Below are 26478 nucleotides of genomic sequence, written 5' to 3'. Positions count from 1 at the left end.
AGGGTCTTGAAATTGATCTGGATTATCCGACAACTCACGCCATCTGCGCGTTCCGGCCCCGCATAACGGCCGCCGTCGCCCGGCGTGGCGCAAGGCCCTATAATCCTGCCCATCATGGCAAACACTCCCTCCTCCGATCAAAACCAGTTCGCCAACAAGGCGCAGGCCTGGTCCGCCCGGTTCTCCGAGCCGGTTTCCGAACTCGTCAAACGCTACACGGCGTCCGTGGATTTCGACAAGCGCCTGGCGCGCCACGACATCCGGGGCTCGCTCGCGCACGCCGACATGCTGGCCGCCCAGGGCATCATCGGCGCCCAGGATCTGGCCGACATCCAGCACGGCATGACCCAGATCCTGTCCGAGATCGACGCCGGCTCGTTCCAATGGCTGCTCGACCTGGAAGACGTCCACCTGAACATCGAAAAGCGCCTCGTGGAACTGGTGGGCGATGCGGGCAAGCGCCTGCATACCGGCCGTTCGCGCAACGACCAGGTCGCCACCGACATCCGCCTGTGGCTGCGTGACGAAATCGACACCCTGCAGGATCTGCTGCGCCAGCTGCGCCACGCCCTGGCCACGGTCGCCCTGGAAAACGCCGGCACCATCATGCCCGGCTTCACGCACCTTCAGGTCGCCCAGCCCGTCACCTTCGGGCACCACCTGCTCGCCTACGCCGAAATGTTCGGCCGCGACGCCGAGCGCCTGGCCGACTGCCGCCGCCGCGTCAACCGCCTGCCGCTGGGCGCCGCCGCCCTGGCCGGCACGTCGTTCCCCATCGACCGCGAACGCGTCGCCAAGACGCTGGGCTTCGAGGGCGTGTGCCGCAACTCGCTGGATGCCGTCTCCGACCGCGACTTCGCCATCGAATTCTGCGCCGCCGGCGCGCTCATCATGACGCACGTCTCGCGCCTGTCCGAAGAGCTGGTGCTCTGGATGAGCCCGCGCGTGGGCTTCATCGACCTGGCCGACCGCTTCTGCACCGGCAGCTCGATCATGCCGCAAAAGAAGAACCCCGACGTGCCCGAACTGGCCCGCGGCAAGACCGGCCGCGTTAACGGCAACCTGGTCGCCCTGCTGACCCTGATGAAGGGCCAGCCCCTGGCCTACAACAAGGACAACCAGGAAGACAAGGAAGGCCTGTTCGACACCGCCGACACGCTGCGCGACACGCTCACGATCTTCGCGGACATGGCCGGCGGCATCAAGGTCAAGGCCGACAACATGCGCGCCGCGGCCCTGCAGGGCTTTGCCACCGCCACCGATCTGGCCGACTACCTGGTCAAGCGCGGCGTGCCCTTCCGCGACGCCCACGAAGTCGTGGCTCACGCCGTGCGCGACTGCGAACAGCGCGGCTGCGATCTGGCCGACCTGTCCACCGCCGAACTCACGGCTTACCACCCCAGCATCACCGAGGACGTGCACCAGGTCCTGACGCTGGAAGGCTCGGTCGCCGCGCGCAAGCACGTGGGCGGCACCGCCCCCGAACGCGTCGCCGAAGAAGCCCAGCGCGTGCTGGCGGAAACGGCGCAAGGCTGATTTCGGCTTGCCGTAGATGCGTTGGATGCAAGGCCCCCTTTTTGGGGGCCTTGTTGTTTCCGCCCCCAGCCAGCAATCCCGCTCCCGGGCCGGATATGATGGCGCCTTTGCCGCTCTGTCCCCGAGACCATGATCCTCGCGCGCGCGCCGCTCAGGCCCCTTATTCCACTGCGGATGTCGCTGGCCGTGCTGGCCGTCTCCGCGCTGCTCGTTGGCGCCGGCGCGCCGCCCGCCCAAGCCCAAACCGCCCGCAAACCCTCCCCGTACGAAAACGGCCGCCCCCTGCGCCCCGACGAGGTCGAGGCACGCAAGGCCGAGGACGCGCGGTGGGGAGGCCCGCGGTTCCTGGCGCAGATCAAGACCCGGGCCGAATTCGATCAACTGGCGCGGGTCTATAACGCCGGCACGCCGCTGGAAATCCCCCATGTGCTGTTCATCATCGACCGCCAGCGCGCCGATCGCATCTATTACGTCAACACGCCGCGATACGCGCTGCACGAGACCTTTGCGCGCGAGCGGCGGCTGCTGTCCGGCGACCGGGCCGCGCTGGTGGCGCAGTACAAGGATCCCAATCGTCGTCTGCTGTTCGGCACGCTGAGCTGGCAGAACAGCCTGCCTGGCTATACCTATGAGTTCTGGGAAGGCGATCTGCTGACGCCCGAACTGCTGACCCTGACGGCGCAGCGGCTTGCGGCCACGTTCTACGAGCCGCTGAGATTCAAGAGCAACTCCACGCTGCAGGAAGCGACCGCGCGGCGGGCCGGGCTGGACTTCGTCACACAGGAGGCGCTGCTGCGCGAGCAGACCTTCTTGCCGCTGAATACCGGGCGCGCGCAGGGCCGGCTGCGCATCGTGAAGGCCGTGGACGAAACGGCTGACCTCTCGCCCACCGACATCGTGGTGCTGGACGAGGTGCCCGTGGCGCTCACGCCGGTGGCGGGCCTGGTCACGCAGCGCCCGTCCACGCTGCTGTCCCACGTGAACCTGCTGGCCAAGGGCTGGCGCATTCCCAATGCCTACGTGCGCGACGCCGTGGCGGCCTTGCGCGAGCATGATGGCCAATGGGTCGAACTGACCGTTGAAAGCAACGGCTACCGGGTGCAGCGCATCGCGCAGCCGGCCGCGTCGCCAGCCACGGCGGCAACCCCAACCGCCTCGCCCTCGCTACCCAAACCAGACCTGTCGGTGCGCGCCCTCAAGCCGCTGTCCGGAATGACCACGCGCGACAGCCGCCATTGCGGGGTCAAGGCGGCGAACCTGGGCGCGCTGACGGCCGTGCTGCCGCCCGCGGCGAGCGTGCCGGATGGATTTTGCATTCCGTTTGCCCAATACGCAGCGTTCATGGACCAGCTGGGGGTGCCCGCGCGCGTGGCGGCGCTGGCGCAGCGGGCCGACTTTGCCAGCGACGCCAACGTGCGGCGCGCCGAACTGGCCAAGCTGCGCCAGGACATCGTCGACGCAACGCCCGACCCCGCCTTGTCGGCCGCCTGGCGCGCCCGCTGGGAAAAGCAGTTGGGTGGCCACGGCGTCTTCGTGCGCAGCTCGTCCAATTCCGAAGACCTGCCGGGTTTCAGCGGCGCGGGCCTGTACACCACCGTGCCGAACGTCACGCAGGCCGATGCGCTGGCCCGGGCCGTGCAGACGGTGTGGGCTTCGGTCTACAACTTCGAGGCTTACGAGGCGCGCCGCACCGCTGGCTTCGGGCAGGACGCCGTCGTCATGGCGGTGCTGGTGCAACGGGCCGCGGCGTCGGACAGCTCGGGCGTCATGATCACGCGCGATCCCTTCGACGCCTCGCGCCGCCACGTCACCTACCTGTCCGCCAAGCGCGGCCTGGGCATCAAGGTGGTGGAAGGCAAGCGGCAGGCCGAACAGGTCATGTACTCAAGCTGGTCCAAGGCGGTGCAGGTGCTGAGCCGTTCCGCCGAGGACACGCAGCTCGTGGCCGATGCGGGCGGCGGCGTGCGCGAAGCGCCCATCGAGGGCGGCCGGCAGGTGCTGAACGATGCCCTGGTCGCCCGGCTGGCCGCCGTGGGACGGCAGGTGAAAAAGCGCTTGGGAAATGGAGACCAGGACATCGAATGGGCCGTGCAGGCAGACAAGATCCTGATCCTGCAGGCGCGGCCTTACATCGATGGGAGCCGCTGAAGGCGAACGCCTCAGGCGTCCGATGGGACCGCCGCACAGGTCTTGCGTGCGGCATGAACAGGACGAAAGCAAACACGGCGCGGCATTTGCGCGACGCGCCGTGCGGGGGCATCAGGTCTGCAGACCGTCAGATATGCAAAGCATGCCCCAGCGCCTTGAGCGCGGCCTCCTGCACCGCCTCGCCCAGCGTGGGATGCGCGTGGATGGTGCCCGCCACATCCTCCAGGGTCGCGCCCATTTCCAGCGACTGGCCAAACGCCGTCGATAGCTCCGACACCGCACGGCCCACGGCCTGCCACCCCACGATCAGGTGGTTGTCGCGCCGGGCCACCACCCGCACGAACCCGTCGGTGGATTCCAGCGTCATGGCGCGGCCGTTGGCGGCGAAGGGGAAGGAGGCCGTCACGCAATCCAGGCCGGCGGCTTCGGCCTCGTGCGGCGACAGGCCCGCCACCACGACCTCGGGATCGGTGAAGCACACGGCCGGGATGGAGGCCGGCTGGAAGTGGCGGCGCTTGCCCGCCACCAGTTCGGCCACCATCTCGCCCTGCGCCATGGCGCGGTGCGCCAGCATCGGTTCACCGGCGATGTCGCCAATGGCCCAGACGTCGCGCATGGACGTGCGGCATTGGTCGTCGATTCTCAGCGCGTTGCCCTTGCGGTCCAGCTGCAGGCTTTCCAGCCCCCAGCCCTGCGTGCGCGGACGGCGTCCCACCGAGATCAGCACGCGGTCGGCCGGCAGCAGGGTTTCGGCGCCGCTGGCGTCCTGCACCCGCACCGCGTCGCCCTTGCCGTTCAACCCCAGCACCTTGCGGCCCAGGTGCAACGCCACGCCCATCTTGCCCAGCGCGGCCGCGACGGGCTTGGTGAGCTCGGCGTCGTAGGTCGGCAGGATGCGGTCCTGCGCCTCCACGACAGCGACCTCGGCGCCCAGCTTGCGGTAGACGGTGCCCAGTTCCAGGCCGATGTAGCCGCCGCCCACCACCACGAGCTGCTTCGGGATGCTGGCGGGCGATAGCGCCTCGGTGGACGACACCACCATGCCGCCGAAAGGCATTGACGGCAGCGGCGTGGGTTCGGAGCCTGCCGCCAGCAGCAGGTGCTCGCACTGGATGCGCACGCGCCCCGCGTCGGGCGTTTCGACTTCCGCCGTCTTGCCGTCCAGAAGCGTCGCCCAGCCGCGTACGACTTCCACGCCGTTCTTCTTGAGCAGCGCGCCCACGCCCCCCGTCAGCTTGCCGACGATGCCGTCTTTCCAGGCGACCGTCTTGGCGATGTCGATGCGCGGCGTGTCCACGGCAATGCCGAGCGCCGATTCGCCGGCGTAGTGGCGCGCCTTGTCGAACTCCTCGGCCGCGTGGATCAGGGCCTTGGAGGGGATGCAGCCGATGTTCAGGCAGGTGCCGCCCAACTGCGCGCCCTCGACCAGGATGGTCGGCACGCCCAGTTGTCCGGCGCGGATGGCGGCCACGTAGCCGCCGGGGCCGCCGCCGATCACCAGCAATGTCGTTGTCTTTGTGATCTGGCTCATGCTCACTCCACGAAAAGCAACGCGGGTTGTTCCAGCAGCGCGCGCACGGCCTGGATGAAGCGCGCCGCGTCCATGCCGTCCACCACGCGGTGGTCGAAGGACGACGACAGGTTCATCAGCTTACGCGCCACCACGGCGCCGTTGCGGAAGGCGGGGCGTTCGACGATGCGGTTCACGCCCACGATGCCGACCTCGGGATGATTGATGACCGGCGTGGTGACGATGCCGCCCAAGGGACCAAGGCTGGTGATGGTGATGGTCGAACCGGACAGCTCGTCGCGGCCGGCCGACCCGCTGCGCACCGCCTGCGCCAGCCGATTGATCTCCGCGGCCATGGACCACAGGTCGCGCGCCTCGGCGTGGCGCATCACCGGCACCATCAGGCCGCCGTCGCTTTGCGTGGCAATACCGATGTGCACCGCGCCATAGCGCGTGACCACCCCCGCCTCGTCGTCGTAGCGCGCATTGATCTGCGGGAAGTCGCGCAGCGCCACCACCATCGCGCGGGCCAGGAGCGGCAGCAGCGTCAGCTTGCCGCGCGACTCGCCCCATTTGGCGTTCAACTGCACGCGCAGGTCTTCGAGCTCGGTCACGTCGATTTCCTCGACGTAGCTGAAATGCGGGATGCGGCGCTTGGACTCGGCCATCTTCTGCGCGATCTTCCTGCGCAGGCCGATGACGGGCACGGCGTCTTCGTCGTTGCGTTCCACATAGGCCGACCCGCCGCGCGCGCTGCTGACGGTGCCCTGCCCTTGCAGCCAGGCGTCCAGGTCTTCGTGCAGGATGCGCCCGGCCGGGCCGCTGCCCTGCACGTAGCGCAGCTCCACGCCCAGGTCCCACGCGCGCTTGCGAACGGCGGGCGAGGCCAGCGGCTTTTCACCGGGCTGGCGGATTGCCGCGGGCGCGCCGCCGGATTGGCGCGCGGCTGGCGACTTGGCCGACGCCAACGCGGGGCCAGAGGCAGATGCGGATGTTGATGTTGATGCGGATGATGATGACTTGGCCGGCGGGGAAGTTGCGGGCGCCGATGCGCCGGGCGCCGATGCGCCGGGCGTCGATGCGCCGGGCGTCGCTGCGCCGGGCGTCGTTGCCGCCACGCCACTTTCCACCAGACTCGCCCCCCCAGCGCGCTGCGCGCCGTCGGCAGCAATCCCGCCAGCCGCAGGCACAGCCGCTTTCGCCGCCGGCGCGGCCGCCGCAGCAGCGCCCGCCTTCACATTCCCTTCGCCTTCGACTTCCAGGCGGATCAGCTCACCGCCCACGGCCATCACCTGGCCAACATCACCGCCCAGCGAGATCACCTTGCCGACCACCGGCGACGGGATCTCGACCGTGGCCTTGTCCGTCATCACGTCCGCCAGCGGCTGGTCCTCGGCGACCGTGTCGCCCACCTTGACGTGCCAGCCCACCAGCTCGACCTCTGCGATGCCTTCGCCGATGTCGGGCATCTTGATGATATGAATCCCCATGTCATGCCTCCATCGCGCGTTTGAACGCTTCGCCGACCCGGCGCGGGCCGGGGAAGTACGCCCATTCCTGCGCGTGCGGATAGGGAGTGTCCCAACCGGTCACGCGCTCGACGGGCGCCTCCAGGTGATGGAAGCAGTGCTCCTGCACCAGCGCAATCAGTTCCGCGCCGAAGCCGCAGGTGCGCGTGGCCTCGTGCACGACCACGCAGCGCCCCGTCTTCTTGACCGAGTTGACGATGGCGTCCAGGTCCAGCGGCCACAGGCTGCGCAGGTCGATGATCTCGGCGTCGATGCCGGTTTCCTCGGCCGCGGTCAGCGACACGTGCACCGTGGTGCCGTAGGTCAGCACCGTCAGTTCCGAACCCGGGCGCACGATGGCCGCCGATTCCAGCGGCACGGTGTAGTAGCCAGTGGGCACGACGCTGCCGGGGCGGCCAGTCCACGGCGTGACGGGGCGGTCGTGGTGGCCGTCGAACGGGCCGTTGTAGAGCCGCTTGGGCTCCAGGAAAATCACCGGATCGTCGTTCTCGATGGCGGCGATCAACAGCCCCTTCGCGTCGTACGGGTTGGACGGCATCACCGTGCGCAGCCCGCAGACCTGCGTGAACATCGCCTCGGGGCTCTGGCTGTGCGTCTGCCCGCCGTAGATGCCGCCGCCGCAAGGCATGCGGATGGTCATGGGGGCAATGAATTCGCCGACCGACCGGTAGCGCAGGCGCGCGGCCTCGGAAACGATCTGGTCCGAAGCCGGATAGAAGTAGTCGGCGAACTGGATTTCGCACACCGGCCGCAGGCCGTACGCGCCCATGCCCACCGCCACGCCGACGATCCCGCCTTCGGAAATGGGGGTGTCGAACACGCGCGAGCTGCCGTACTTGGCCTGCAGGCCTTCGGTGCAGCGGAACACGCCGCCGAAGTAACCCACGTCCTGCCCGAACACCACGACGTTGTTGTCGCGCTCAAGCATGACATCCATGGCCGAGCGCAAAGCCTGGATCATGGTCATCGGCGCCGAGGCCGGACCAGCGTTGTTATCGATTGCCATGGTCAGACTCCGAGCTGCTGGCGCTGCCGGCGCAGATGCTCCGGCATGTCCTTGTACACGTCTTCAAAAATGCTGGCGGCGCTGGGGACGTGGCCGTCCACCAGTGTGCCGTAGCTCTCGGCTTCCTTCTGAGCCGCCAGGATCTCGGCGTCGAGTTCGGCGCGGACCGCGTCGTGCTCGGCGTCGGACCAGATGCCCAACAGGATGAGATGTTTCTTGAAGCGCTCGATCGGGTCGCCCAGGGGAAAGTGGCTCCAGTCGTCGCCGGGCCGGTACTTGGAGGGATCGTCCGACGTGGAGTGAGGCCCCGCGCGGTAGGTCACCCATTCGATCAGCGTCGGGCCCAGGTTGCGGCGGGCGCGCTCGGCCGCCCAGCGCGAGGCGGAATAGACCGCCAGGAAATCGTTGCCGTCCACCCGCAGCGACGCAATGCCGCAGCCCACGCCACGGCCCGCGAAGGTCGCGCCCTCGCCGCCGGCGATGGCCTGGAAGGTGGAAATGGCCCACTGGTTGTTGACCACGTTCAGGATGACGGGCGCGCGGTAGACGTGCGCGAAGGTCAACGCGGTGTGGAAGTCGGCTTCGGCGGTGGCGCCGTCGCCGATCCAGGCCGAGGCAATGCGGGTGTCGCCCTTGATGGCCGACGCCATGGCCCAGCCCACCGCCTGGATGAACTGCGTGGCCAGGTTGCCCGAAATCGTGAAAAAGCCGTTTTCGCGGTCGGAATACATGACCGGCAGCTGGCGGCCCTTGAGCGGGTCACGCTCGTTGGACATGAGCTGGCACATCATCGTCACCAGCGACACATCGCGCGAGAGCAGGATGCTTTGCTGACGATAGGTGGGAAAGCACATGTCCCCCTTTTCCAGCGCCATCGCGTGAGCGGTGCCGATGGCCTCCTCGCCCAGGCTCTGCATGTAGAACGAGATCTTCTTCTTGCGCTGCGCGGTCAGCATGCGCCCGTCGAAGATGCGGGTCTTGAGCATCGCCCGCATGCCGGCGCGCAGCATGTCGTGGCTGATCTCCGGCGCCCACGGCCCGACGGCATGGCCGTCATTGTCGATGACCCGGACCAGGCTGTAGGCCAGTGGACCGGTGTCGACCGCGGCAACATCAATGGGGGGTTTGGGCACCTCGCCGGGCGGCGATAGATGCAGATAGGAGAAGTCTGTCTTGCAACCCGGTCGCCCTGTCGGCTCGGGGACGTGCAACTTCAGCGGCCCATATTGGCTCATGTATTGTCTCCACGCTTGATCGTGTCATGCGTTTTCTTCCTACCAAGGCATTGCCAGAGGCGTGTGACCTCGGACGCTGCCGTCGCCGGCCTGCGCCCGGGGATACATGGGCAAGGCCGTTGACGAGATTAGCACAGGGGACAGGGCCGATGAGCGGGCCGCGCGGCCTTTTGGGGCCGCATTGGACTGAGGGTTTTCCTCAGGCGGCGCCGGTCCATTCCGTGACGAATTCACGGTAGTCGGGACGCTTGGCGGGGGGCACCGCGCACGCGGGCGTGCCCACGGCCAGAAAGCCCAGGAAGCGGTAATCCAGCGAGTCCAGACCCAGCGCGTTCTGCACGTCTTCGACGTAGGTGCCCAGGCCGGTGCTCCAGAACGCGGCGTAGCCCAGCATGTGGACGGCGTTCAGGATGTTCATGACCGAGCAGCCCGTGGCCAGAAGCTGTTCCTGCTCGGGGATCTTGGTGTTGTCGTGGGCGATCTTCTGGGCCACGGCGATGAACAGCGGCACGCCGGCCATCCATTCGCGGACCGACTTTTCCTTTTCAGGCGTCATGCGCGGATCACCGCTGCGCTTGACCGCGTCCAGCGCCATGTCCGCCAGCTTGCCGATGGCTTCGCCCTGGATCACGACGAAGCGCCACGGGCGCAGCGCGCCATGATCGGGCGCCGCCATGGCGGCCTGCAGGATCTGTTCGAGTTCGTCGGGTTTGGGCGCCGGGGCCCGCAGGAACTTGAAGGAGCGGCGCGAAGTCAGGGCGTGGAGCGGGGTGGCGGTCTGGGTGACGGTCATTGATCGATGCGCAAATGGGAAAAAAACAGATTCTCATAGTACGCGATGACGGCCGCCCCATCGCCGATCCCCTGGCCTGCAACAAGGACATCGCGCCGTGCGCGGTCACCCCAGATGGGTATGGCGCTCCTGCCGCTCTTCGACCTGCATTTCGGTCAGGCCGTGCAGGATGCCGCAGTCGTCCGTGTCCGGGCGCGCCGACACGCAGCGCTGGCGCAATTCGCTCAGTTGGGATTTCAGCTGCATCAGTTCGGCAATGCGCTCGTCCACGTGGGAGATGTGCTCGTCGAACAACTGGTTGATGGGGCCGCAACCGGTGCGGTGGTTGTCGGCCACGGACAGGATGGCGCGGATCTCGTCCTGCGTCATGTCCAGCGCCCGGCAGTTGCGGATGAGGCGCAGGCGCTCCAGGTGCATCTGCCCGTAGCTGCGGTAGTTGTTCAGTCCCCGCTCCGGCGCGGGCAGCAGTCCTTCCTTTTCGTAGTACCTGACGGTTTCGACCGTGGTGCCGGCCGCCGTGGCCAATTCGCCGATACGCATCGCTGCCTCCCGGATCCGATCCGATGATTAGGGGTTGACCCTATAGTAACTCCAAGGTGTGGAATTGCGTCACCAGCTTATTTGAAGGGTCAAGCGGATGTCTTTACCTCCGGTCAAACAACGCGAACATCAGTCGGGCGGGGCCTGCGGCTCCTGCTGCGGTCACGATGAGGGCAAGTCGCCGCATGCGAACGCCGGCCACGCGGCGCAGGGCCACGACGGCCACCATCACGATGGCCACGACCACGGCGCACCCGCCCACCAGCACGCCGACCCGGCTCCTGGCCACGCCCATGGCGCGGATGCCTGCTGCGGTCACGCGCACGGCGATGCGGTCCTGCAGCCGGCCGCCGCTGCCGCGACGCTCACTGCCGGCCCCGGCCAGCTGCTGGCGCGCCTGCGCATCGGGCAGATGGACTGCCCCACCGAGGAAACGCTGATCCGCAAGAAGCTGGACGGCGTGGACGGCGTGCATGCGCTGGACTTCAACCTGATGCAGCGCATCCTGACCGTTGTCCACGCGGAGGGCGCGCTGGATCGCATCGTCGCGGCCATCAAGTCGCTGGACATGACGCCCGAGCCCCTGGCCGACGGCGCGGCCGCCGCGCCCGCCCCCGCCGCCAAGGCGGTGAACTGGTGGCTGATCGGCGGCGCGGGCGTGCTGGCCGCGCTGTCGGAAGTCTCGCACTACCTGGACGCCCCGCTCTTGGTGACCGCCGCGCTGGCCGTGGCCGCCATCCTGGCTTGCGGCGTCAGCACCTATCGCAAGGGCTGGATCGCCGTGCGCAACGGCAACCTGAACATCAACGCCCTGATGAGCATCGCCGTCACCGGCGCGGTGCTGATCGGCCAGTGGCCCGAGGCGGCCATGGTGATGTTCCTGTTCAACGTGGCCGAATTGATCGAAGCCCGTTCGCTGGACCGCGCCCGCAACGCCGTGCGCGGCCTGCTGGACCTGGCGCCCGAGACGGCGACCCTGCGCCAGGCGGACGGCAGCTGGGTCGAAGTGCCCGCAGCGTCGCTGCAACCGGGCGGGATCGTGCGCGTGCGGCCGGGCGAGCGCATCGCGGCCGACGGCATCGTCGTGAACGGCACGTCGGCCGTGGACCAGTCGCCGATCACGGGCGAAAGCCTGCCCGTCGAAAAGACGCAGGACGATCACGTCTTCGCGGCCACCATCAACACCTCCGGCTCCTTTGAATACCGCGTGACCGCCGCGGCGGGCAACACCACGCTGGCGCGCATCATCCACGCGGTGGAACAGGCGCAGGGCGCGCGCGCCCCCACGCAGCGCTTCATCGACCGCTTCTCGCGCATCTACACGCCTGCGGTCGTGGCCATTGCGCTGGCCGTGGCGGTGCTGCCGCCGCTGCTGTGGGGCCAGCCATGGTTCGATGCCCTGTACCGCGCGCTTGCGTTGCTGATCATCGCCTGCCCGTGCGCGCTCGTGATTTCCACGCCGGTCAGCATCGTCAGCGGCCTGACCGCCGCCTCGCGCCGCGGCATCCTCGTCAAGGGCGGGGTCTATCTGGAAGAAGGCCGCAACCTGAAATGGCTGGCGCTGGACAAGACCGGCACACTGACGCACGGCAAGCCCGTTCAAACCGACCTGCAGGACTGGGACGCGGCGGCGCCTGGCCCTCACTCCGCCGCCCTCATCGCGGCTAGCCTGGCGGCCCGATCCGATCACCCGGTGTCACTGGCCGTGGCCAACGCGGCGCGCCAGGCCGGCAGCACGCTGCTGGAAGTCGAGGCCTTTGCCGCCCTGCCCGGCCGCGGCGTCAGCGGCCAGGTGGGCGGGCAGACTTACCATCTGGGCAACCGCCGCCTGATGCGGGAACTGGGCGTATCCAGCGCCGCGCTCGACGCCCGCTTTGACGAGCTGGAAAGCCAGGGCAAGAGCGTCATCGCGCTTTCGGACGGCAGCCGCGTATTGGCGGTGGCCGCCGTGGCCGACACGGTCAAGCCCACCAGCGCGCAGGCCATCGCAGACCTGCACGGCCTGGGCGTGCGCACGCTCATGCTGACGGGCGACAACACGCCGACCGCCCAGGCCATCGCGCGCCAGGTCGGCATCGACGAGGCGCGCGGCGACCAATTGCCCGAGGACAAGCTGGCCGCCATTGAAAGCAAGCTGGCGCCGGACGTCCGGGTCGGCATGGTGGGCGACGGCATCAACGACGCGCCCGCGCTGGCCCGGGCCGACATCGGGTTTGCCATGGGCGCGGCGGGCACCGGCACGGCCATCGAGACGGCCGACGTGGCCCTCATGGACGACGACCTGCGCAAGATCGGCACCTTCCTGCGCCTGTCGCGCGCCACGCACCGCATCCTCGTGCAGAACATTGCGCTGGCGCTGGGCATCAAGGTGGTGTTCCTGGCGCTGGCCGTGACGGGTCACGCGACGCTGTGGATGGCGGTGTTTGCCGACGTGGGCGCGAGCCTGCTGGTGGTGGCGAACGGTCTGCGCCTGCTGCGCGCCGCGCCGGCCAGCCGGTAAGCGAAGCGGGCGGCGCGGCGGCCCTGGCGGCGAATCCCCGTATGATGGCGAAAAACAGAGCCGCCCCGCGCGCCATCAAGGAGACTCCCGCTTGTCCGCAGGTACGATTTCGCCCGTCCCGGAGACCTTTCCCACCTTCGAATCCTCGGATTTCTCAGGAGAGGGCTCCTTCTACTTCGACCTCGTGCGCCTGCAGGACCACGACGACATCCCGCGCGGTTTCCTGCACCGGCACCGCTATTACCACCTGTTGTGGATGACCGAGGCGCAAGGCACCCACCTGCTGGACTTTGAGCAGCACGAGGTGCGCGACCACTCGGTCTTTTTCCTGTCGCCCGGCCAGATCCACGCCTGGACGTCGTCGGTCAAGCCCAGCGGCTACGTCATGAACATCAGCACCGAGTTCTTCGCGCAGATGTTTCCGCGCGCCGACGACATTGCCAAGTTCCCGTTCTTTCACCTGGCGGGCGGATCGCCGGTCATCTACCTGACGCGCGAGCAGCACGACGCCATGCTGCCGCTGCTGGCGGAAATCGAACGCGAAACGCGCGACCGCCAGACGGGCCGGTTCGACGTGGTGCGCTCTTACCTGCTGATCCTCCTGACGCAGCTGCGCCGGCTGTATCCGGCTGACGAGCGTGAAACCGCGGCGGGTCCCAGCTATTCGCTGGCCAAGCGCTTCACCATGCTGATCGAAGAGCACTATCTGGATTTCTCGGCCATCCGCCAGTACGCCGACGCGCTGTGCATCAGCGAACGCCAGTTGAACGAGGCGGTCAAGCGCAGCGTGGGACGCACGGCCAGCCAGCTCGTGCAGGAACGCATTGCGCTGGAGGCCAAGCGGCTTCTGTGCAACACGGATCTGGGCATCGCAGAGATCGGCTTTCAGCTGAACATCGAGGATCCGGCCTATTTCGCGCGCTTTTTCAAGAAGCACACCGGCTGCACGCCGGGCGACTTCCGCAAGAAGTACTACCGCCCCATCGAGTAATGGCTGAGTGACCGGCGGACTGCGGCCGCGCAGGCCGGCCCGCAAAAAAGTGCAAAACAAGCTCTGATCTGTCCTAACGCGCCCTGACCAGGGCTGCGTAAAGTTCATCCGGACTCAACCCGCCGCGCTGCGGCCAGATTGAAATTGCGATGAACGACACTTCGACATTGATGACGGGCGGCCAGCACGTGGTGCAAGCCCTGCTGGACCACGGCGTGGATACCGTATTCGGCGTACCCGGCGAGAGCTACCTGGACGTATTGGACGCGCTGTACGCGCACAGCGACCGCATCCGGCTGGTGTCCTGCCGCCACGAAGGCGCGGCGGCATTCATGGCCGAAGCGCACGGCAAGCTGACCGGCCGCCCCGGCATCTGCATGGTCACGCGCGGCCCCGGCGCCACCAACGCCAGCATCGGCGTGCAGACGGCCTTCCAGGACTCCACCCCGCTGATCGTGCTGGTCGGCCAGGTCGGCAACGACATGGTCGAGCGCGAGGCGTTCCAGGAAATCGACTACCGCCGCATGTTCGGCCAGTTCACGAAGTGGGTGGCGCAGATCGACAGCGCCGCGCGCGTCACCGAATACCTGAACCGCGCGTTCTCCGTCGCCACGTCCGGCCGCCCCGGCCCGGTCGTCCTGGCGCTGCCCGAGGACATGCTGACCGACGTGGCCCCGGCCCTGCCCTGCGGCACGATCCAGGTGCCGCAGGCCTATCCGGCGCCCGACGCCCTGGCCAGCATGCGCACACTGCTGGCGGGCGCCCAGCGCCCCCTGATGATCGTCGGCGGTTCGGGCTGGACCGACGCGGGACTGGCAAGCCTGACCCGCTTTGCCGAACTGAACGGCCTGCCCGTGGCGTGTTCGTTCCGCCGCCAGGATCTGTTTGACAACCACCACGCGCAATACGTGGGTGAAGTCGGCATCGGCGTGAACCCCGAGCTGGCCGAGGCGGTGCGCCAAGCCGACGTCATCCTGGCGGTGGGCGCGCGCCTGGGCGAGATGGTGACGGGCGGCTATTCGCTGCTGCAATCGCCGGTGCCCAGCCAGACGCTGATCCACGTGCTGGCCAGCCCCGAAGAGCTGGGCCGCGTGTACCAGCCGGCCGTGAAGATCCAGGCCGGCATGGACGCCTTCGCCAAGACGGCGGTGGAGCTGGAGCCCGTGGACGCATCGCCGTGGCGCGCCTGGGCGCAGCGCCTGCACGACAACTACCTGCGCTACACCGAGCTGCCTGCCCCGCGCACGGGCCTGGACCCGGCGCGCGTCATTGCCGCGCTGCGCGACCAGTTGGACCCGAGCGCCATCCTGACCAATGGCGCGGGCAACTACAGCGCCTGGGCGCATCGTTACTACCGTTTCACCCACCCGCGCACACAGCTGGCGCCGACCAGCGGCGCCATGGGTTACGGCGTGCCCGCGGCCATCGCGGCCAAGCTGCGCCACCCCGACCGCCAGGTGATCTGCCTGGCGGGCGACGGCTGCTTCCTGATGACTTCGCAGGAGCTGGCCACCGTGAAGCAGCACCAGCTTGGCATCGTCTTCATCGTGTTCAACAACGGCATGTACGGCACGATCCGAATGCACCAGGAGGTGCACTACCCCGGGCGCACCATCGGCACGGACCTGTGCAACCCGGATTTCGTGGCGTACGCGCAATCGTTCGGCGTGACGGCCGAACGCGTACAGACGCATGAAGCCTTCCCGCCCGCGCTGGCACGCGCGCTGGACAGCGGAACCCCATATCTGATCGAACTCAGCCTGGACCCGGAGGTGATCACGCCCCGGGCCACCCTGACGAGCCTGCGCGAAAAGGCGCGCACCGCCGGCGCCTGAGAGACCAGGCCCGGCAACCCATAAAAAAACCCAAAACCCTGGAGAGAGACATGACGAAAACCCTGACCCCCGTGCGGCGCCTGGCCGCCGCCGTCCTGATGGCCGCCGCGTCGCTGGGCACGGCAGCAACGGCCGCCGCGGCCGATTTCCCCGAGCGCCCCTTGCGCATCATCGTGCCCTTCGCCGCGGGCGGCGCCACCGACGTGATCGCGCGCACCGTGGCGCAGGCCATGTCGACGCGGCTTGGCCAGCCCGTGGTGGTGGAAAACAAGGCGGGCGCCAACGGCAACATCGGCGCCGTCATGGCCGCCCGCGCCGAGCCCGACGGCTACACGCTGCTGATGGCCACGTCCAGCCACGCCATCAACGCCACGCTCTATCACAAGCTCGACTACAGCCTGACGCGCGACTTTGCCGGCCTGTCCAACCTGGCGTCGGTGCCGCTGCTGCTGGTGGTGAACCCCTCGGTGCCGGCCAAGACCCCGCAGGAACTGGCAGCCTATGCCAAGGCCAACGGCAACCGCGTGAACTACGCCTCGGGCGGCACCGGCACGGCTTCGCACCTGGCCGGCGCGCAGTTCAATTCGCTGGCCGGCGCGCAGATGACGCACGTGCCGTACAAGGGCGGCGCGCAGGCGCTCAACGACCTCATGGGCGGACAGGTCCAGATCATGTTCGCCAACCTGCCCGAAGTGCTGTCGCAGGTGCAGGCCGGGCGCCTGACGCCCATCGCGGTCACCGGCACCCAGCGCCATGCGGCGCTGCCCAACGTGCCCGCGTTCTCCGAGGCGGCCTACCCGGCCATGAACGCGCGGTCGTGGTTCGGCCTGTTCGTGCCGGCCGCCACGCCCGCACCGGTGGTCGAGAAGCTATCCAAGGCCGTCACCGACAGCGTCGCCGACCCGGCCGTGCAGGACAAGTTGAAGGGCCTGGGCGCCGACCCCGTGGGCGACGGCCACACCGCCTTCCAGAAATATGTGAACGCCGAAGTGGAACGCTGGAGCGAGCTGGTCAAGCAGTCCGGCGCCACGGCCGAGTAACACGCTTTCCGCTACCCCTATCAAGGATCAACATGCTTTACGACGTCCGTACCTATACGTGCCGCGCCGGCACCATCAAGAAACACCTGGCGCTCTATGCCGAGCACGGCTACGAGGTGCAGAGCCGCCATCTGGGCAAGCCGCTCGCCTACATGCAGACCGAAACCGGCAACGTCAACTCCTACATGCACATCTGGGTGTATGACAGCGCCGCCGACCGCGAAGCCAAGCGCCAGGCGCTGCAGAAGGATCCGGCCTGGGCGACCTACCTGACCAAGAGCGCCGAAGCCGGCTACCTGATCAGCCAGGAAAACCGCCTGATGACGCCGACGGCGTTCTTCAAGCCCTGATGTAGCACGCAGCAGGCGGCGCTAGCCCGCCTGCTCTTCCTGCGGCCAGTCCCGCAGCACGGGCGCGTCCGGCGCGCCCGGTCCCACGTCGCGCAGATGGTCGTGCTGCAATAGCGCCATCCGATAGGCATCGCGGTACGCGCCGTTGGAAAAGAACTCTTCCTTGAGCAGGCCTTCGATCTGGAAGCCGCACCGTTCGTAGATGTGCACGGCGGCGGTATTGTCCTTGTCCACCACCAGATACACCTTGTGCAGGTTCAGCACCCGAAACGCATAGCCCACCGCAATGCGCGTCGCGGCCTTGGCGTAGCCCCTGCCCTGGTAGCTGGGCGCGATGATGATCTGGAATTCGGCCCGGCGATGGATGTAGTCGATCTCCACAAGCTCGACCAGCCCGGCCGGCTGCCCCGTGTCGTGCTCGATGATGAAGCGCCGCTCGTTCTGGTCGTGAAGGTGGCGGTCGTACAGCGCGACGAGTTCGTCATAGGCTTCGTACGGCTCTTCGAACCAGTAGCGCATGATGACGTCGTTATTGTTGATCTTGTGCACGAAGTGCAGGTCGCCGCGTTCGAGCGGGCGTAGTTTGATATCGGATGTGGCCGACATGGGTACCTCGAAATGACCGCTGATGTGCGGCCATTCTATGTCAAGCCCACACGTCCCGCCTTCTGGAAACCAGAGCCGGTTGCGAGCACGCAAGTATCTCTAGGAAATACCTTGGAATCTTTATAAAATCCCTACAGTTTCCAACCGGCGCGGACGCCCACCGCCACCCTACAAGCGATTTCCATGAGCCGTCCCGACCCTCTCTTCGTGCAATCCCTGGCCAAAGGCTTCGAACTGCTGGAAGCCTTTGCCCAGCGCCCGTCAACCATGAGCATGAACGAGCTCATGGAGATCACCGGCTTTGACCGCAGCACCACGCAGCGCATGACCCACACGCTGGTCACGCTGGGCTACCTGGAACGCGGCGCGGGCGGCAAGGGCTACACGCCCGGCAAGAAGATCCTGCAACGCAGCTTCGATTACATGCGCAGCGTGCCGCTGCTTGAACGCGCCACCCCGCTGATCGCCGAAATGCAGCGCGAAACCAACGAACGCGTCGAACTGAGCCTGTTCGACGACCTGTACATCATTTTTGCCCTGCGCCGCCAGACCAAGCGCCAGACCTTCAGCAGCACGCTTGCCGGCCGCGCCCTGCCCATGGTGCAGACGGCCGGCGGACGGGCCATCATGTCCCACCTGCCCGAGGAAGAAGTCGAAGACATCCTTTCCCGGTCCAAGGACATGCCGCTCGACACCATCCCCAGCACGCCCAAGACCGACAACGACCCGGACCGCATCCGGGGGCTGGTCCAGCAGGCGCGCCAGGATGGGTATGCCACGGCCATCGAGGAAAGCATGCTGGGCGAACTGAACCTGGCCGCCGCCATCCTGGATCATCGGCATCGGCCGGTGGCGGCCATCCAGATCGCCGGGCTGGTGTCCGAATGGGCGTCGCCGGCGGAGTTTGCGCGACGCTATTCGCCGCTTTTGCTGACCGCGGCGCGGGGGCTGAGCGGCAAGGTGGGGCTGTCCTGAACGGCCTTTCCTACTTGCCGCGCCAGAACAGCGGCAATGGGGCCGGCACCATGCCGTCGAACTTCTTGTCGTACGCCTTGAATTCCGAGTAGCCCCCCAGCGGCACGAACATCACCTGCTCGTAGGCGCGCTGCTGGATTTCGGCGGCCACGCGCTTCTGCGCTTCCAGCCCGCTCACCGACTCGAACTCGGCGCGCAGGCGCTGGATGGTGTCGTCCTTGGTCCAGCCCGGATAGCCGCCCTCGCCCCTTCCGTCCAGATTGGCGTTCACGATGGGGTTTAGCAGGTCCATGCTGGTCAGACTGGAATGGAAGATGCTCCAGCCGCCTTCGGCCAGCGGCGCGTCCTTGCTGCGCCGCGAGAGCAGCGTGGCCCAGTCCATCGACTGCACTTCCACGTTCATACCGATGCTGCGCAGCGCCTGCGCGGTCACCGGCGCCAGGCTGGACAGGCTGCGCACGTCGGTCGGATGCAGCACCACGATCTTCTCGCCCGCGTAGCCGCTGTCCTTCAGCAACGCCCGCGCCTGCGCCAGATTGGCGGGCTTGGTCTGCGTCGCGCCGTCTTCGGTCTGGTATGCCGAGATGCAGCTCAACATGGCGCCGCACAGCTTGTAGTAGGCCGGATCGCCCAGCGAGGCATCCAGGTAGTCGGCCTGGTACAGCGCGGCCAGTACCGCACGCCGCACCTTCACGTTGTCCAGGGGCGGCTGCTTCCAGTTCATGCGCAAGGTGTAGGTTTCGGACGCGTCGCCATAGCTCTGCACCGTCACGGTCTTCACGCCGTCCAGCTGTGGCAAGAGGTCGGGCGCCACGTTCTCGACGAAGTCGATTTCGCCCTGGCGCAGTGCGTTCACCGCGGTCTGCGCATCCGGCACGTTCACCACGTCGATGCGGTCGAACATGGCGACCTTGCCCCCGGCAAAGCGGCTGGCCGGCTCGTTGCGCGGCACGTAATCCGCATTCTTCACATACGCGGCCTTCACGCCGGCCTGGAACTCGGCTTGCACGAACTTGTACGGACCCGAGCCGACAGTTTCCTTGATGGCCTCGGACGGCGGCGTCGCCGCGATGCGACGGGGCATGATGAACGGCACAGGCGAACCCGGCTTGGCCAGCGCATCCAGCAGCAGCCCGTAGGGTTTGGTGAGCACGATGCGGAAGGTGTCGGCCGACGGGCTGTCCATGCGCTGCGTGATGCCGGCCAGGCGCGAACCGACGGGGTCGCGCTGCGACCAGCGCTTGAGCGACGCCACCACGTCTTCACCGGAGACGGGCGCACCGTCATGAAATTTCAAGCCCGGCCGAAGCGTGAATACATAGGTCAGCTGGTCGGGCGAAACCGTCCACGACGCCACCATCTGCGGCTGCGGACGCGAACTCGCGTCCAGCGAAAACAGCGTGTCGTACACCATGTACCCGTGATTGCGCGTGATGTACGCATTGGTCAGCACCGGGTCCAGCACGCGCAGCGGCGCATGCATGACCACCTTGGCGTTGACCGGCTCGGCCTGGGCGTGGGCCGGGCAAAAGGAAACCGCCACCGCGAGGGCAGCCAGGGCGGCCGCCGCAAATCCACGTTGTCTCATCATGCGTCCTTATCGTAGGTACGGCAGAAATGGCGGCCGGGTCAGGGCCGCGCCAGCAAAACCGATTCAGTCGTGCAGCGCCTTGACGGCCTCCAGCAGCGCTCCGTCGCCAATGGGTATGCCGCAGGCCCGCAACGCGGCGTCAACGCCGCCCAGCGCGCCCAGGATCATGGCGGGATGCACGTCGCCCAGGTGGCCAATGCGGAACATCCGTCCGGCAAGCGGCCCCAGCCCGCCCGCCACGGCAACGTGGAAGCGTTCGCGCGCCACGGTACGCATGGCTTCGACGTCCACGCCGTCGGCGACCGAAATCGTGGTGACCGAGACCGCCCGCGCGGCGGGATCTTGCACGAACAGCTTGAGCGCGCCGCCGCGCGACCACGCGTCCACCGCGGCATGCACCGCGTCCGCCACGCGCCGGTGGCGGGCGAACACCGCCTCCTCGCCTTCAGCGGCAATCAGCGCCAGCGCGGCGCGCATGCCCGCCAGGAGGCTCTGCGGCGGCGTGCCGCAAAACTTGCGGTAAAGCAGATCGCTCTTGCGCTTCTCCCAGTCCCAATAGGCACGCGGCGTGGGATTGGCTTGCGCGGCCTGCAGCGCGCGCGCGTCCACCGCGGTGAAGGACAATCCCGGCGGCCCCATCAGCGCCTTCTGCGATGCGCCGATCGCCACGTTGACGCCCCACTCGTCCATGCGGAAGGGCGTGGCGCCCAACGAGGCGATCACGTCGGCCACCAGCAGCGCCGGATGGCCGCTGGCGTCCATGGCCCGGCGCACGGCCGCAATGTCGCTGGTCACGCCGCTGGCCGTGTCGGTATGCACGGCGAACACGGCGGCGATACGCCGCGCCTTGTCGGCCCGCAGCGCCGCTTCGATCGCGACCGGATCCAGCGCCTGTCCGGGGCGGGTCGGCGTGCGCAAAGCCGTGGCGCCCATGGCCTCGGCATGCACGGCCCACGCCTCCGCGAAATGGCCGCTGCCGGCCACCAGCACCTGCGCGCCGGGCGGGACCAGATTGGCAATGGCGGCTTCCCACGCGCCATGCCCGTTGGCCGCGTACATCAGCACGTCCGCGCGCCGCGTACCTAGCAGACGGGCCAAGCCCGCCTCGCAATCCGCGACCAATTCGGCCAGCCGCGGATCGGACAGATCCATGCACTGGCGGCCCATGGCCTCGCGCACCGCATCGGGCACGTGCGTCGGGCCGGGCGTATGCAGGAACTGCGGCCCGGCCAGTTCGGCGCGGGCTGTCGTCAGGCTGTCTTTCATTCGATTGTCTCCAGGTCCGGCTCCAGCAGGCGCCGCGCGGCGGTCCATACCCGCTGCGTGTAGATCGGGGCGGTGGGCCGTTCAAACTGGCTCGCGGTGCGCTCGCACACCGCCTCCGGCGGGAACACCAGTGGCGCGCCGGCCGATTGGGCCTTGACCTGCGCCTGGCAGGCGCGCTCCAGGTAATAGATATTGACGAAGGCCTCGGCCACCGACGATCCCGCCGCCAGCAGGCCGTGGTTGCGCAGGATCATGGCCTTGTGTGGGCCAAGGCTGGCGACGAGGCTTTCGCGCTCTTCGAGGTCCAGCGCGATGCCCTGGTAGTCGTGATAGCCCAGCCTGTTGTAGAAGCGCAGCGCATGCTGCGTGATCGGCAGGAGGCCATCGCGCTGGCACGCCACGGCAATGCCGTCCGCAGTATGCGTATGCACCACGCACGCCAGATCGTGGCGCGCGGCATGCACCGCCGAATGAATGGTGAAGCCCGCCGCGTTGACCTGCTGGCTGTCGGCGTCGCCCGGATCGACCGGATTGCCGTCCAGGTCGATCTTCACGAGGTCCTGCGGCCGCATTTCGTGAAACAGCACGCCATAGCGGTTAATCAGAAAATGGTCCTGCGTGCCCGGCACCCGCGCGCTGATGTGGGTGTCGATCAGATCGGTCATGCGGAAGTGGGCGACGAGGCGGTACAGGGCGGCCAGTTCGTCGCGCACGTGCGCTTCGGTGAGTGCTTGCGTCATGAGAGCTCCGGTTGGAATCAGGCGTTGTCCGCCGCCAGGTCCGGCTGGGCGCGGATCAGCCGGGCGACCGCCAGGCTGCCCGCGTCCCCCAACCGTTCCAGCTCGCGGATCACGCCCAGGCGGTCGGCCACCGATTTGTCCTGATTCAGCTTCATCTTTCCCTCCAGCCCGGCAATCGGGATCTCCAGCGCCGCAATCGCGGTGAGGCGCGGCGCCGTCAGGGTCTCGGGCATCTCGGGAAAGCGCCATTCGCCACCCAGCGGCGTGTCGTAGCGCGCCACCGTTTCCGCCAGGACCGCGCGAATGGCCTCGGGCGCCTCGATCAAGCGTGGCGTGCCTCGCGCATGGACCGCGGTGTAGTTCCACGTCGGGAACGTCTGCCGGTTGACGTACCAGCTGGGCGAAATGAACGCATGCGGCCCCTGGAACAGCACCAGCGCCTGCGCGCCGTCCTGCAGGTCCCGCCACTGCGGATTGGCGCGCGCCAGATGCGTGACCAAGGTCCCGCACGCGCCGTCCTCGCGCAGCAGGAACGGCAGGTGCGTGGCGTTCGCGCCCGCCGCGCCCACGGTCACCAGCGTGGCGAAACTGTGGGTGCGCATGAACGCGTGCAACGTACCGATATCGGATTCGGCATAGGCCGGCGGGGTGTACATGGCGTCCCCTAGGCCTTCGCGTGCAGCCAGCGCGCGGTGTCGTCGAAGGCTTCGCCCGCGACGGCGGCAATCGAAACGGCCTCCAGAAAGCTGTGCGCGGTGCCCGGGTAGACCTTGGACGCAACATCCACGCCGGCCTCGCGCAGCTTGCGCTCCAGCTCGATGCTGTCGTCATGCAGCGGATCGCATTCGGTCACCACCAGCCAGGCCGGCGGCAGGCCTTGCAGGTCGGCGCGCAGGATGTCCACGCGCGGATCGAAGAAATCCTTGCCGTGGCGGATGTGCATGCCGCGGAACCAGATCATCATGTGCAGCGACAGGCCGTACTCACCCGCGCCATACCGCACGACCGAGTTGCGGAACAGATTGCTGCCGAAGCCCCCGTAGTTCAGCACCAGCCCCTTGATGAGCGGCACGCCTTCGTCGCGCAGCGTCAGGGCCGTGCCCATGGACAGGTTGGCGCCGGCGGAATCGCCGCCCACAAAGATCTGCGCGGCGTCGATGTCCAGTTCGCCCGCCGACGCGGCGACCCAGCGCAGCACGTCCACGCATTCCTCCAGCGGCTGCGGGAACTTGGCCTCCGGCGCGCGGGTGTAGTCCACGCCAACCACCACCACTCCGGCGCGCTCGGCGTATTCGCGCATCACGCGGTCATGCGTGTCGATGCTGAACAGCACAAAGCCGCCGCCATGGATGTACATGAAGGCGCCCGGCAGCCGGCGCTCGGCCGGGTAGTAGATGCGCACGCGCACCGGTCCATGGCGCGTCGCAACCTGATGTTCCGCTGTGCGCGCCATCTGCGGGCCGCCCTGGGCCCACGGCAGGCGTACCTTTTCGGCATTGGCGCGGCCCTGTTCGATGGACAGGGTGTCGCGGCGGGGATACTGCGACGCATCGGCCGCCATGCGCCGCAGGAACTCGGCGATCTGCGGGTCCAGGGGCGCGGGCGTGCCGGTCGGGATGGTGAACGCGGGATCTTCGAAATACATGGAATGTCTCGTCTTGGGTTGGCAATCGGAAAACGGGTGGCGGCGTCAGTAGCCGCGCGTCAGGTCCACGGTGTGGGCCAGGGCCTCGCCCTGGCCCAGCCGGCGGATGTTGGCCACGACCTGCTCGGCCACGGTGGCGGGCGCGGGCATGGTCGCCATGTGCGGGGTGACGATCACGCCCGGCGTCGACCACAGCGGATCGGCCGGATCCAGGGGTTCCTGCGCGAACACGTCCAGCACGGCGCCGCGCAGTTGCCCGCGCGCCAGCGCGTCGATCAGGTCCGCCGCGACCAGGTGCTCTCCCCGGCCGCAATTGACCACCGCCGCGCCTTGCGGCAGCGCGTCGAAGGTGCGCCGGTTCAGGATGCCGCGGGTCGCGTCGGTCAGCGGGACCAGGCACACCAGCACATCGGTGTTGGCCAGGAATTCGTGAAAGGCAGCCTCCCCGGCATAGACGCGCACGCCGTCAAGATCGCGCGGCGTGCGCGACCAGCCGTTGACCGCATAGCCCAGCCCCGGCAGCACGGCGGCGATGGCGCCGCCCAGCTCGCCCAGGCCCATCAGCCCGATCCGGCATTGCGACGCCGGCGTCTGCGGCGGCCGGTTCCAGCGCGCGGCGCGCTGGTTGGACAGCGCCAGATCCAGCTTGCGATGAAAGGTCAGCACGCACCACAGCACGTACTGGAGCATCCCCTGCGCCAGCTGCGGATCCACCACGCGGCAGACCGGCAGCCCGCGCGTGCGCTGGCCGTCCAGCAGGTTGTCCACGCCGGCGGCGATGCTGTGGATCAGCTTCAGGTTCGGCATGTCGTCGTAAACGCCCACGGGCGGATTCCAGCAGACCGCCACCTCGGCGTGCAGACTGCGCGGATCGGGCCAGACGGCAACGTCCAGGTCGGGCGCCAGACCCTGCAACAACGGCTGAAAGTAGGAAAGATTGGCGGATCGGCTCAGCAAGGCAACGCGTGTCATTGGGGGGTTTCCTTCAAGCGCCGGCCAACGCCAGTCCGGCCGCATCGCGGCTGCCCAGCCCGTCCTTGCCGGGAATGGCGGCCAGCAGTTCCTGGGTGTAGCGGCTGGCGGGCCGCGTGAATATCTGTTCGGCGGGGCCGATCTCCATGACGCGGCCGCGCTGCATCACGGCGATGCGGTGGCATAGCCGGGCGGCCACGCGCAGGTCGTGGGTGATGAAGATCATGCTCAGGTTCAGTTGCGCGCGGATCCGCTCCAGCAGATCCAGGATCTGCGCCTGCACGGACACGTCCAGCGCCGACACCGCCTCGTCCGCGATCAGGATTTCCGGCTCCATCATCAGCGCCCGCGCGATCGAAATCCGCTGACGCTGCCCGCCGGAAAACTCGTGCGGATAGCGCTTGAGCGCGCTGACATCGATGCTGACCAGCGCCAGCATGTCGCGCATCCGCGCCTGCACGCGGGCCGGGTCTTCGCCGTAGTTCAGCGGCCCCTCGGACAGCGTGGCTTCGATGGTCAGGCGCGGGTTGAAGGACCGGTAAGGATCCTGAAACACCATCTGGATGCGCTTGCACCACTGGCGCCAGGCCGCGCGCGACAGGTTCGAGACGTCCTGGCCGTTCATCACGATGCGGCCGGATGTGGGCCGGGCAAAGTGCGCCAGGCACCGGCCCAGCGTCGTCTTGCCCGACCCGGATTCGCCGACGATGCCCAGCGTTTCGCCACGGGCCAGCGACAGCGACACGCCATCCAGCGCATTGACCTCGCGCCGCTTGGACCGGAACAGGCTGGACGTCACGAAGCGCATGCCCAGGTTCTCGACCGCGATGACGGGATCGGCTGCGGCCAAGGGCGCGCCGGCGCCGAACCTGCCTTTGGGTACCGCGTCGATCAGCTTGCGGGTATAGGGATGCTGGGGATTGGCCAGCACCTCGGCAGCCGTGCCGGCCTCGACGATGCGGCCGTGCTGCATCACGATCACGCGATCGGCAATCTCGGCCACCACGTCGAAGTCGTGCGTGATGAACAGGATGCCGGTGTCGTGACGCTCGCGCAGGCCGTGCAAGAGGCGCAGCACCTGGGCCTGCGACGTCACATCCAGTGCCGTGGTCGGCTCGTCCGCGATGATCAGCGCCGGTTCCATCGCCAGCGCCATCGCGATCATCACCCGCTGGCGCTGCCCGCCCGACAGTTGGTGGGGAAAGGCGTGACGCAGCGTCTCGGGCGACGGCAGCCGCATATCGGCCAGCAACGCCAGCACGCGCCGGTCGACTTCCCGGCGCGACAGCGACGGGCCATGGAACTGGAAGATCTCGGCGATCTGGTCGCCCACCTGCATCAGCGGGTTCAGGGCCGTCATGGGCTCCTGGAAGATCATGGCCATCCGGTCGCCGCGCAGCGCACGCAGCTCGGCCAGGGAAGCGTGCGTGATGTCGCGGCCCGACAAGAGGATCTGTCCGCTTTCGAGCTTGAGCACATTCTTGGGCAGCAGGCCCATGACGGCGCTGGCCGTGACGGACTTGCCCGAGCCCGATTCGCCGACGATGCACACGATTTCGCGCGGGCTGACGGTAAGCGCGATGCCTTCGGCGGCGTAACGCCGGTCGCCGGCGCCGGGCAGGCTGACCTTCAAGTCGCGGATTTCCAGAATGGGATGAGAGGACATTGGC

The 26478-nt window shown here is 67.9% G+C and carries 22 protein-coding genes; 8 read left to right on the top strand and 14 right to left on the bottom strand.

Features of this window, described 5'->3' with window-relative positions:
* Window positions 1–114 precede the first annotated feature (114 nt).
* Together argH and V6V88_RS10725 are read left to right on the top strand one after the other, a co-directional pair.
* The gene (gene argH / locus V6V88_RS10730; protein ID WP_338619254.1) at window positions 115–1536 is read left to right on the top strand and encodes an argininosuccinate lyase; all 1422 of its coding nucleotides are present in this window, start codon (window positions 115–117) and stop codon (window positions 1534–1536) included.
* A 129-nt stretch (window positions 1537–1665) separates the two neighbouring features.
* Window positions 1666–3684 carry a PEP/pyruvate-binding domain-containing protein gene (locus V6V88_RS10725; protein WP_338619253.1) on the top strand — a complete coding sequence of 673 codons (2019 nt, stop codon included), beginning with the start codon at window positions 1666–1668 and terminating at the stop codon, window positions 3682–3684.
* Between the two features lie 127 nt (window positions 3685–3811).
* Here V6V88_RS10725 and lpdA read toward each other — a convergent pair whose 3' ends face one another.
* The 6 genes from lpdA to cadR all read right to left on the bottom strand — a co-directional run bounded on the left by lpdA (window position 3812) and on the right by cadR (window position 10297).
* The gene (gene lpdA / locus V6V88_RS10720) at window positions 3812–5215 is read right to left on the bottom strand and encodes a dihydrolipoyl dehydrogenase (protein WP_062840855.1); all 1404 of its coding nucleotides are present in this window, start codon (window positions 5213–5215) and stop codon (window positions 3812–3814) included.
* Window positions 5216–5217: 2 nt separating this feature from the next.
* On the bottom strand, window positions 5218–6684 hold the full coding sequence (locus V6V88_RS10715; protein WP_338619252.1) for a dihydrolipoamide acetyltransferase family protein: 1467 nt from the start codon (window positions 6682–6684) through the stop codon (window positions 5218–5220).
* Window position 6685: 1 nt separating this feature from the next.
* Window positions 6686–7729: an alpha-ketoacid dehydrogenase subunit beta gene (locus tag V6V88_RS10710; protein WP_063952498.1), complete on the bottom strand. Its 1044-nt coding sequence runs from the start codon at window positions 7727–7729 to the stop codon at window positions 6686–6688.
* Window positions 7730–7731: 2 nt separating this feature from the next.
* The gene (locus tag V6V88_RS10705; protein WP_056316373.1) at window positions 7732–8964 is read right to left on the bottom strand and encodes a 3-methyl-2-oxobutanoate dehydrogenase (2-methylpropanoyl-transferring) subunit alpha; all 1233 of its coding nucleotides are present in this window, start codon (window positions 8962–8964) and stop codon (window positions 7732–7734) included.
* A 199-nt stretch (window positions 8965–9163) separates the two neighbouring features.
* Window positions 9164–9757 carry a nitroreductase gene (locus V6V88_RS10700; protein ID WP_056316369.1) on the bottom strand — a complete coding sequence of 198 codons (594 nt, stop codon included), beginning with the start codon at window positions 9755–9757 and terminating at the stop codon, window positions 9164–9166.
* A gap of 105 nt (window positions 9758–9862) precedes the next feature.
* Window positions 9863–10297: a Cd(II)/Pb(II)-responsive transcriptional regulator gene (gene cadR, locus V6V88_RS10695; RefSeq protein WP_056316368.1), complete on the bottom strand. Its 435-nt coding sequence runs from the start codon at window positions 10295–10297 to the stop codon at window positions 9863–9865.
* Window positions 10298–10394: 97 nt separating this feature from the next.
* On the opposite strand from cadR, the gene V6V88_RS10690 reads away from it, so the two are divergent.
* From V6V88_RS10690 to V6V88_RS10670, 5 genes are all read left to right on the top strand, one after another.
* On the top strand, window positions 10395–12797 hold the full coding sequence (locus V6V88_RS10690; protein ID WP_338619250.1) for a heavy metal translocating P-type ATPase: 2403 nt from the start codon (window positions 10395–10397) through the stop codon (window positions 12795–12797).
* Between the two features lie 91 nt (window positions 12798–12888).
* Complete coding sequence (locus V6V88_RS10685) at window positions 12889–13788, top strand: helix-turn-helix domain-containing protein (protein ID WP_062840851.1); 900 nt, start codon at window positions 12889–12891, stop codon at window positions 13786–13788.
* Window positions 13789–13937: 149 nt separating this feature from the next.
* Window positions 13938–15623: a thiamine pyrophosphate-binding protein gene (locus V6V88_RS10680; RefSeq protein WP_338619247.1), complete on the top strand. Its 1686-nt coding sequence runs from the start codon at window positions 13938–13940 to the stop codon at window positions 15621–15623.
* A 50-nt stretch (window positions 15624–15673) separates the two neighbouring features.
* Window positions 15674–16663 (top strand): tripartite tricarboxylate transporter substrate binding protein, encoded by a 990-nt coding sequence (locus V6V88_RS10675; RefSeq protein ID WP_223575314.1) that lies wholly within the window; start codon window positions 15674–15676, stop codon window positions 16661–16663.
* Window positions 16664–16695: 32 nt separating this feature from the next.
* Window positions 16696–17013 carry an NIPSNAP family protein gene (locus V6V88_RS10670; RefSeq protein ID WP_105238410.1) on the top strand — a complete coding sequence of 106 codons (318 nt, stop codon included), beginning with the start codon at window positions 16696–16698 and terminating at the stop codon, window positions 17011–17013.
* A gap of 21 nt (window positions 17014–17034) precedes the next feature.
* Here V6V88_RS10670 and speG read toward each other — a convergent pair whose 3' ends face one another.
* Window positions 17035–17619, bottom strand: a complete 585-nt coding sequence (gene speG, locus V6V88_RS10665) for a spermidine N1-acetyltransferase (RefSeq protein ID WP_056316355.1) — start codon at window positions 17617–17619, stop codon at window positions 17035–17037.
* A gap of 183 nt (window positions 17620–17802) precedes the next feature.
* On the opposite strand from speG, the gene V6V88_RS10660 reads away from it, so the two are divergent.
* A complete protein-coding gene (locus V6V88_RS10660; RefSeq protein WP_062840848.1) occupies window positions 17803–18594 on the top strand; it encodes an IclR family transcriptional regulator in 792 nt (263 codons plus the stop codon).
* A gap of 10 nt (window positions 18595–18604) precedes the next feature.
* On the opposite strand, the gene V6V88_RS10655 is transcribed toward V6V88_RS10660, so the two are convergent.
* From V6V88_RS10655 to V6V88_RS10625, 7 genes are all read right to left on the bottom strand, one after another.
* Window positions 18605–20185 (bottom strand): ABC transporter substrate-binding protein, encoded by a 1581-nt coding sequence (locus V6V88_RS10655; RefSeq protein WP_338619243.1) that lies wholly within the window; start codon window positions 20183–20185, stop codon window positions 18605–18607.
* Window positions 20186–20248: 63 nt separating this feature from the next.
* Window positions 20249–21451: an aminotransferase class V-fold PLP-dependent enzyme gene (locus tag V6V88_RS10650; RefSeq protein WP_280001760.1), complete on the bottom strand. Its 1203-nt coding sequence runs from the start codon at window positions 21449–21451 to the stop codon at window positions 20249–20251.
* Entirely contained in the window at window positions 21448–22191 is a 744-nt protein-coding gene (locus V6V88_RS10645; RefSeq protein WP_062840847.1) for a class II aldolase/adducin family protein, read from the bottom strand. The genes V6V88_RS10650 and V6V88_RS10645 overlap by 4 nt, the downstream gene beginning before the upstream one ends.
* A gap of 17 nt (window positions 22192–22208) precedes the next feature.
* Complete coding sequence (locus V6V88_RS10640) at window positions 22209–22847, bottom strand: FMN-binding negative transcriptional regulator (protein ID WP_280001761.1); 639 nt, start codon at window positions 22845–22847, stop codon at window positions 22209–22211.
* Between the two features lie 8 nt (window positions 22848–22855).
* Window positions 22856–23836, bottom strand: a complete 981-nt coding sequence (locus V6V88_RS10635) for an alpha/beta hydrolase fold domain-containing protein (protein WP_280001763.1) — start codon at window positions 23834–23836, stop codon at window positions 22856–22858.
* A 45-nt stretch (window positions 23837–23881) separates the two neighbouring features.
* Complete coding sequence (locus tag V6V88_RS10630; protein WP_338619239.1) at window positions 23882–24808, bottom strand: glyoxylate/hydroxypyruvate reductase A; 927 nt, start codon at window positions 24806–24808, stop codon at window positions 23882–23884.
* Window positions 24809–24821: 13 nt separating this feature from the next.
* Window positions 24822–26474: an ABC transporter ATP-binding protein gene (locus tag V6V88_RS10625; protein ID WP_338619238.1), complete on the bottom strand. Its 1653-nt coding sequence runs from the start codon at window positions 26472–26474 to the stop codon at window positions 24822–24824.
* Between the last annotated feature and the right edge of the window lie 4 nt (window positions 26475–26478).

The organism is Achromobacter sp. E1, from assembly GCF_037039475.1.
GTDB classification, from domain to species: Bacteria; Pseudomonadota; Gammaproteobacteria; order Burkholderiales; family Burkholderiaceae_B; genus Achromobacter; species Achromobacter mucicolens.
Note: the sequence above shows the minus strand (reverse complement) of the source record. Positions and strands in the feature narration are given on the sequence as shown.

What these genes read in the sequence shown, in the direction of transcription:
- V6V88_RS10710 (WP_063952498.1), bottom strand. Translation starts at nt 7,729, where the DNA reads ATGGCAATCGATAACAACGCTGGTCCGGCCTCGGCGCCGATGACCATG.
- V6V88_RS10690 (WP_338619250.1), top strand. Translation starts at nt 10,395, where the DNA reads ATGTCTTTACCTCCGGTCAAACAACGCGAACATCAGTCGGGCGGGGCC.
- V6V88_RS10640 (WP_280001761.1), bottom strand. Translation starts at nt 22,847, where the DNA reads ATGTACACCCCGCCGGCCTATGCCGAATCCGATATCGGTACGTTGCAC.
- speG (WP_056316355.1), bottom strand. Translation starts at nt 17,619, where the DNA reads ATGTCGGCCACATCCGATATCAAACTACGCCCGCTCGAACGCGGCGAC.
- V6V88_RS10630 (WP_338619239.1), bottom strand. Translation starts at nt 24,808, where the DNA reads ATGACACGCGTTGCCTTGCTGAGCCGATCCGCCAATCTTTCCTACTTT.
- V6V88_RS10650 (WP_280001760.1), bottom strand. Translation starts at nt 21,451, where the DNA reads ATGAAAGACAGCCTGACGACAGCCCGCGCCGAACTGGCCGGGCCGCAG.
- V6V88_RS10675 (WP_223575314.1), top strand. Translation starts at nt 15,674, where the DNA reads ATGACGAAAACCCTGACCCCCGTGCGGCGCCTGGCCGCCGCCGTCCTG.
- V6V88_RS10725 (WP_338619253.1), top strand. Translation starts at nt 1,666, where the DNA reads ATGATCCTCGCGCGCGCGCCGCTCAGGCCCCTTATTCCACTGCGGATG.
- V6V88_RS10660 (WP_062840848.1), top strand. Translation starts at nt 17,803, where the DNA reads ATGAGCCGTCCCGACCCTCTCTTCGTGCAATCCCTGGCCAAAGGCTTC.
- V6V88_RS10700 (WP_056316369.1), bottom strand. Translation starts at nt 9,757, where the DNA reads ATGACCGTCACCCAGACCGCCACCCCGCTCCACGCCCTGACTTCGCGC.
- argH (WP_338619254.1), top strand. Translation starts at nt 115, where the DNA reads ATGGCAAACACTCCCTCCTCCGATCAAAACCAGTTCGCCAACAAGGCG.
- cadR (WP_056316368.1), bottom strand. Translation starts at nt 10,297, where the DNA reads ATGCGTATCGGCGAATTGGCCACGGCGGCCGGCACCACGGTCGAAACC.
- V6V88_RS10705 (WP_056316373.1), bottom strand. Translation starts at nt 8,964, where the DNA reads ATGAGCCAATATGGGCCGCTGAAGTTGCACGTCCCCGAGCCGACAGGG.
- V6V88_RS10625 (WP_338619238.1), bottom strand. Translation starts at nt 26,474, where the DNA reads ATGTCCTCTCATCCCATTCTGGAAATCCGCGACTTGAAGGTCAGCCTG.
- V6V88_RS10715 (WP_338619252.1), bottom strand. Translation starts at nt 6,684, where the DNA reads ATGGGGATTCATATCATCAAGATGCCCGACATCGGCGAAGGCATCGCA.
- V6V88_RS10645 (WP_062840847.1), bottom strand. Translation starts at nt 22,191, where the DNA reads ATGACGCAAGCACTCACCGAAGCGCACGTGCGCGACGAACTGGCCGCC.
- V6V88_RS10655 (WP_338619243.1), bottom strand. Translation starts at nt 20,185, where the DNA reads ATGATGAGACAACGTGGATTTGCGGCGGCCGCCCTGGCTGCCCTCGCG.
- V6V88_RS10680 (WP_338619247.1), top strand. Translation starts at nt 13,938, where the DNA reads ATGAACGACACTTCGACATTGATGACGGGCGGCCAGCACGTGGTGCAA.
- V6V88_RS10635 (WP_280001763.1), bottom strand. Translation starts at nt 23,836, where the DNA reads ATGTATTTCGAAGATCCCGCGTTCACCATCCCGACCGGCACGCCCGCG.
- V6V88_RS10670 (WP_105238410.1), top strand. Translation starts at nt 16,696, where the DNA reads ATGCTTTACGACGTCCGTACCTATACGTGCCGCGCCGGCACCATCAAG.
- lpdA (WP_062840855.1), bottom strand. Translation starts at nt 5,215, where the DNA reads ATGAGCCAGATCACAAAGACAACGACATTGCTGGTGATCGGCGGCGGC.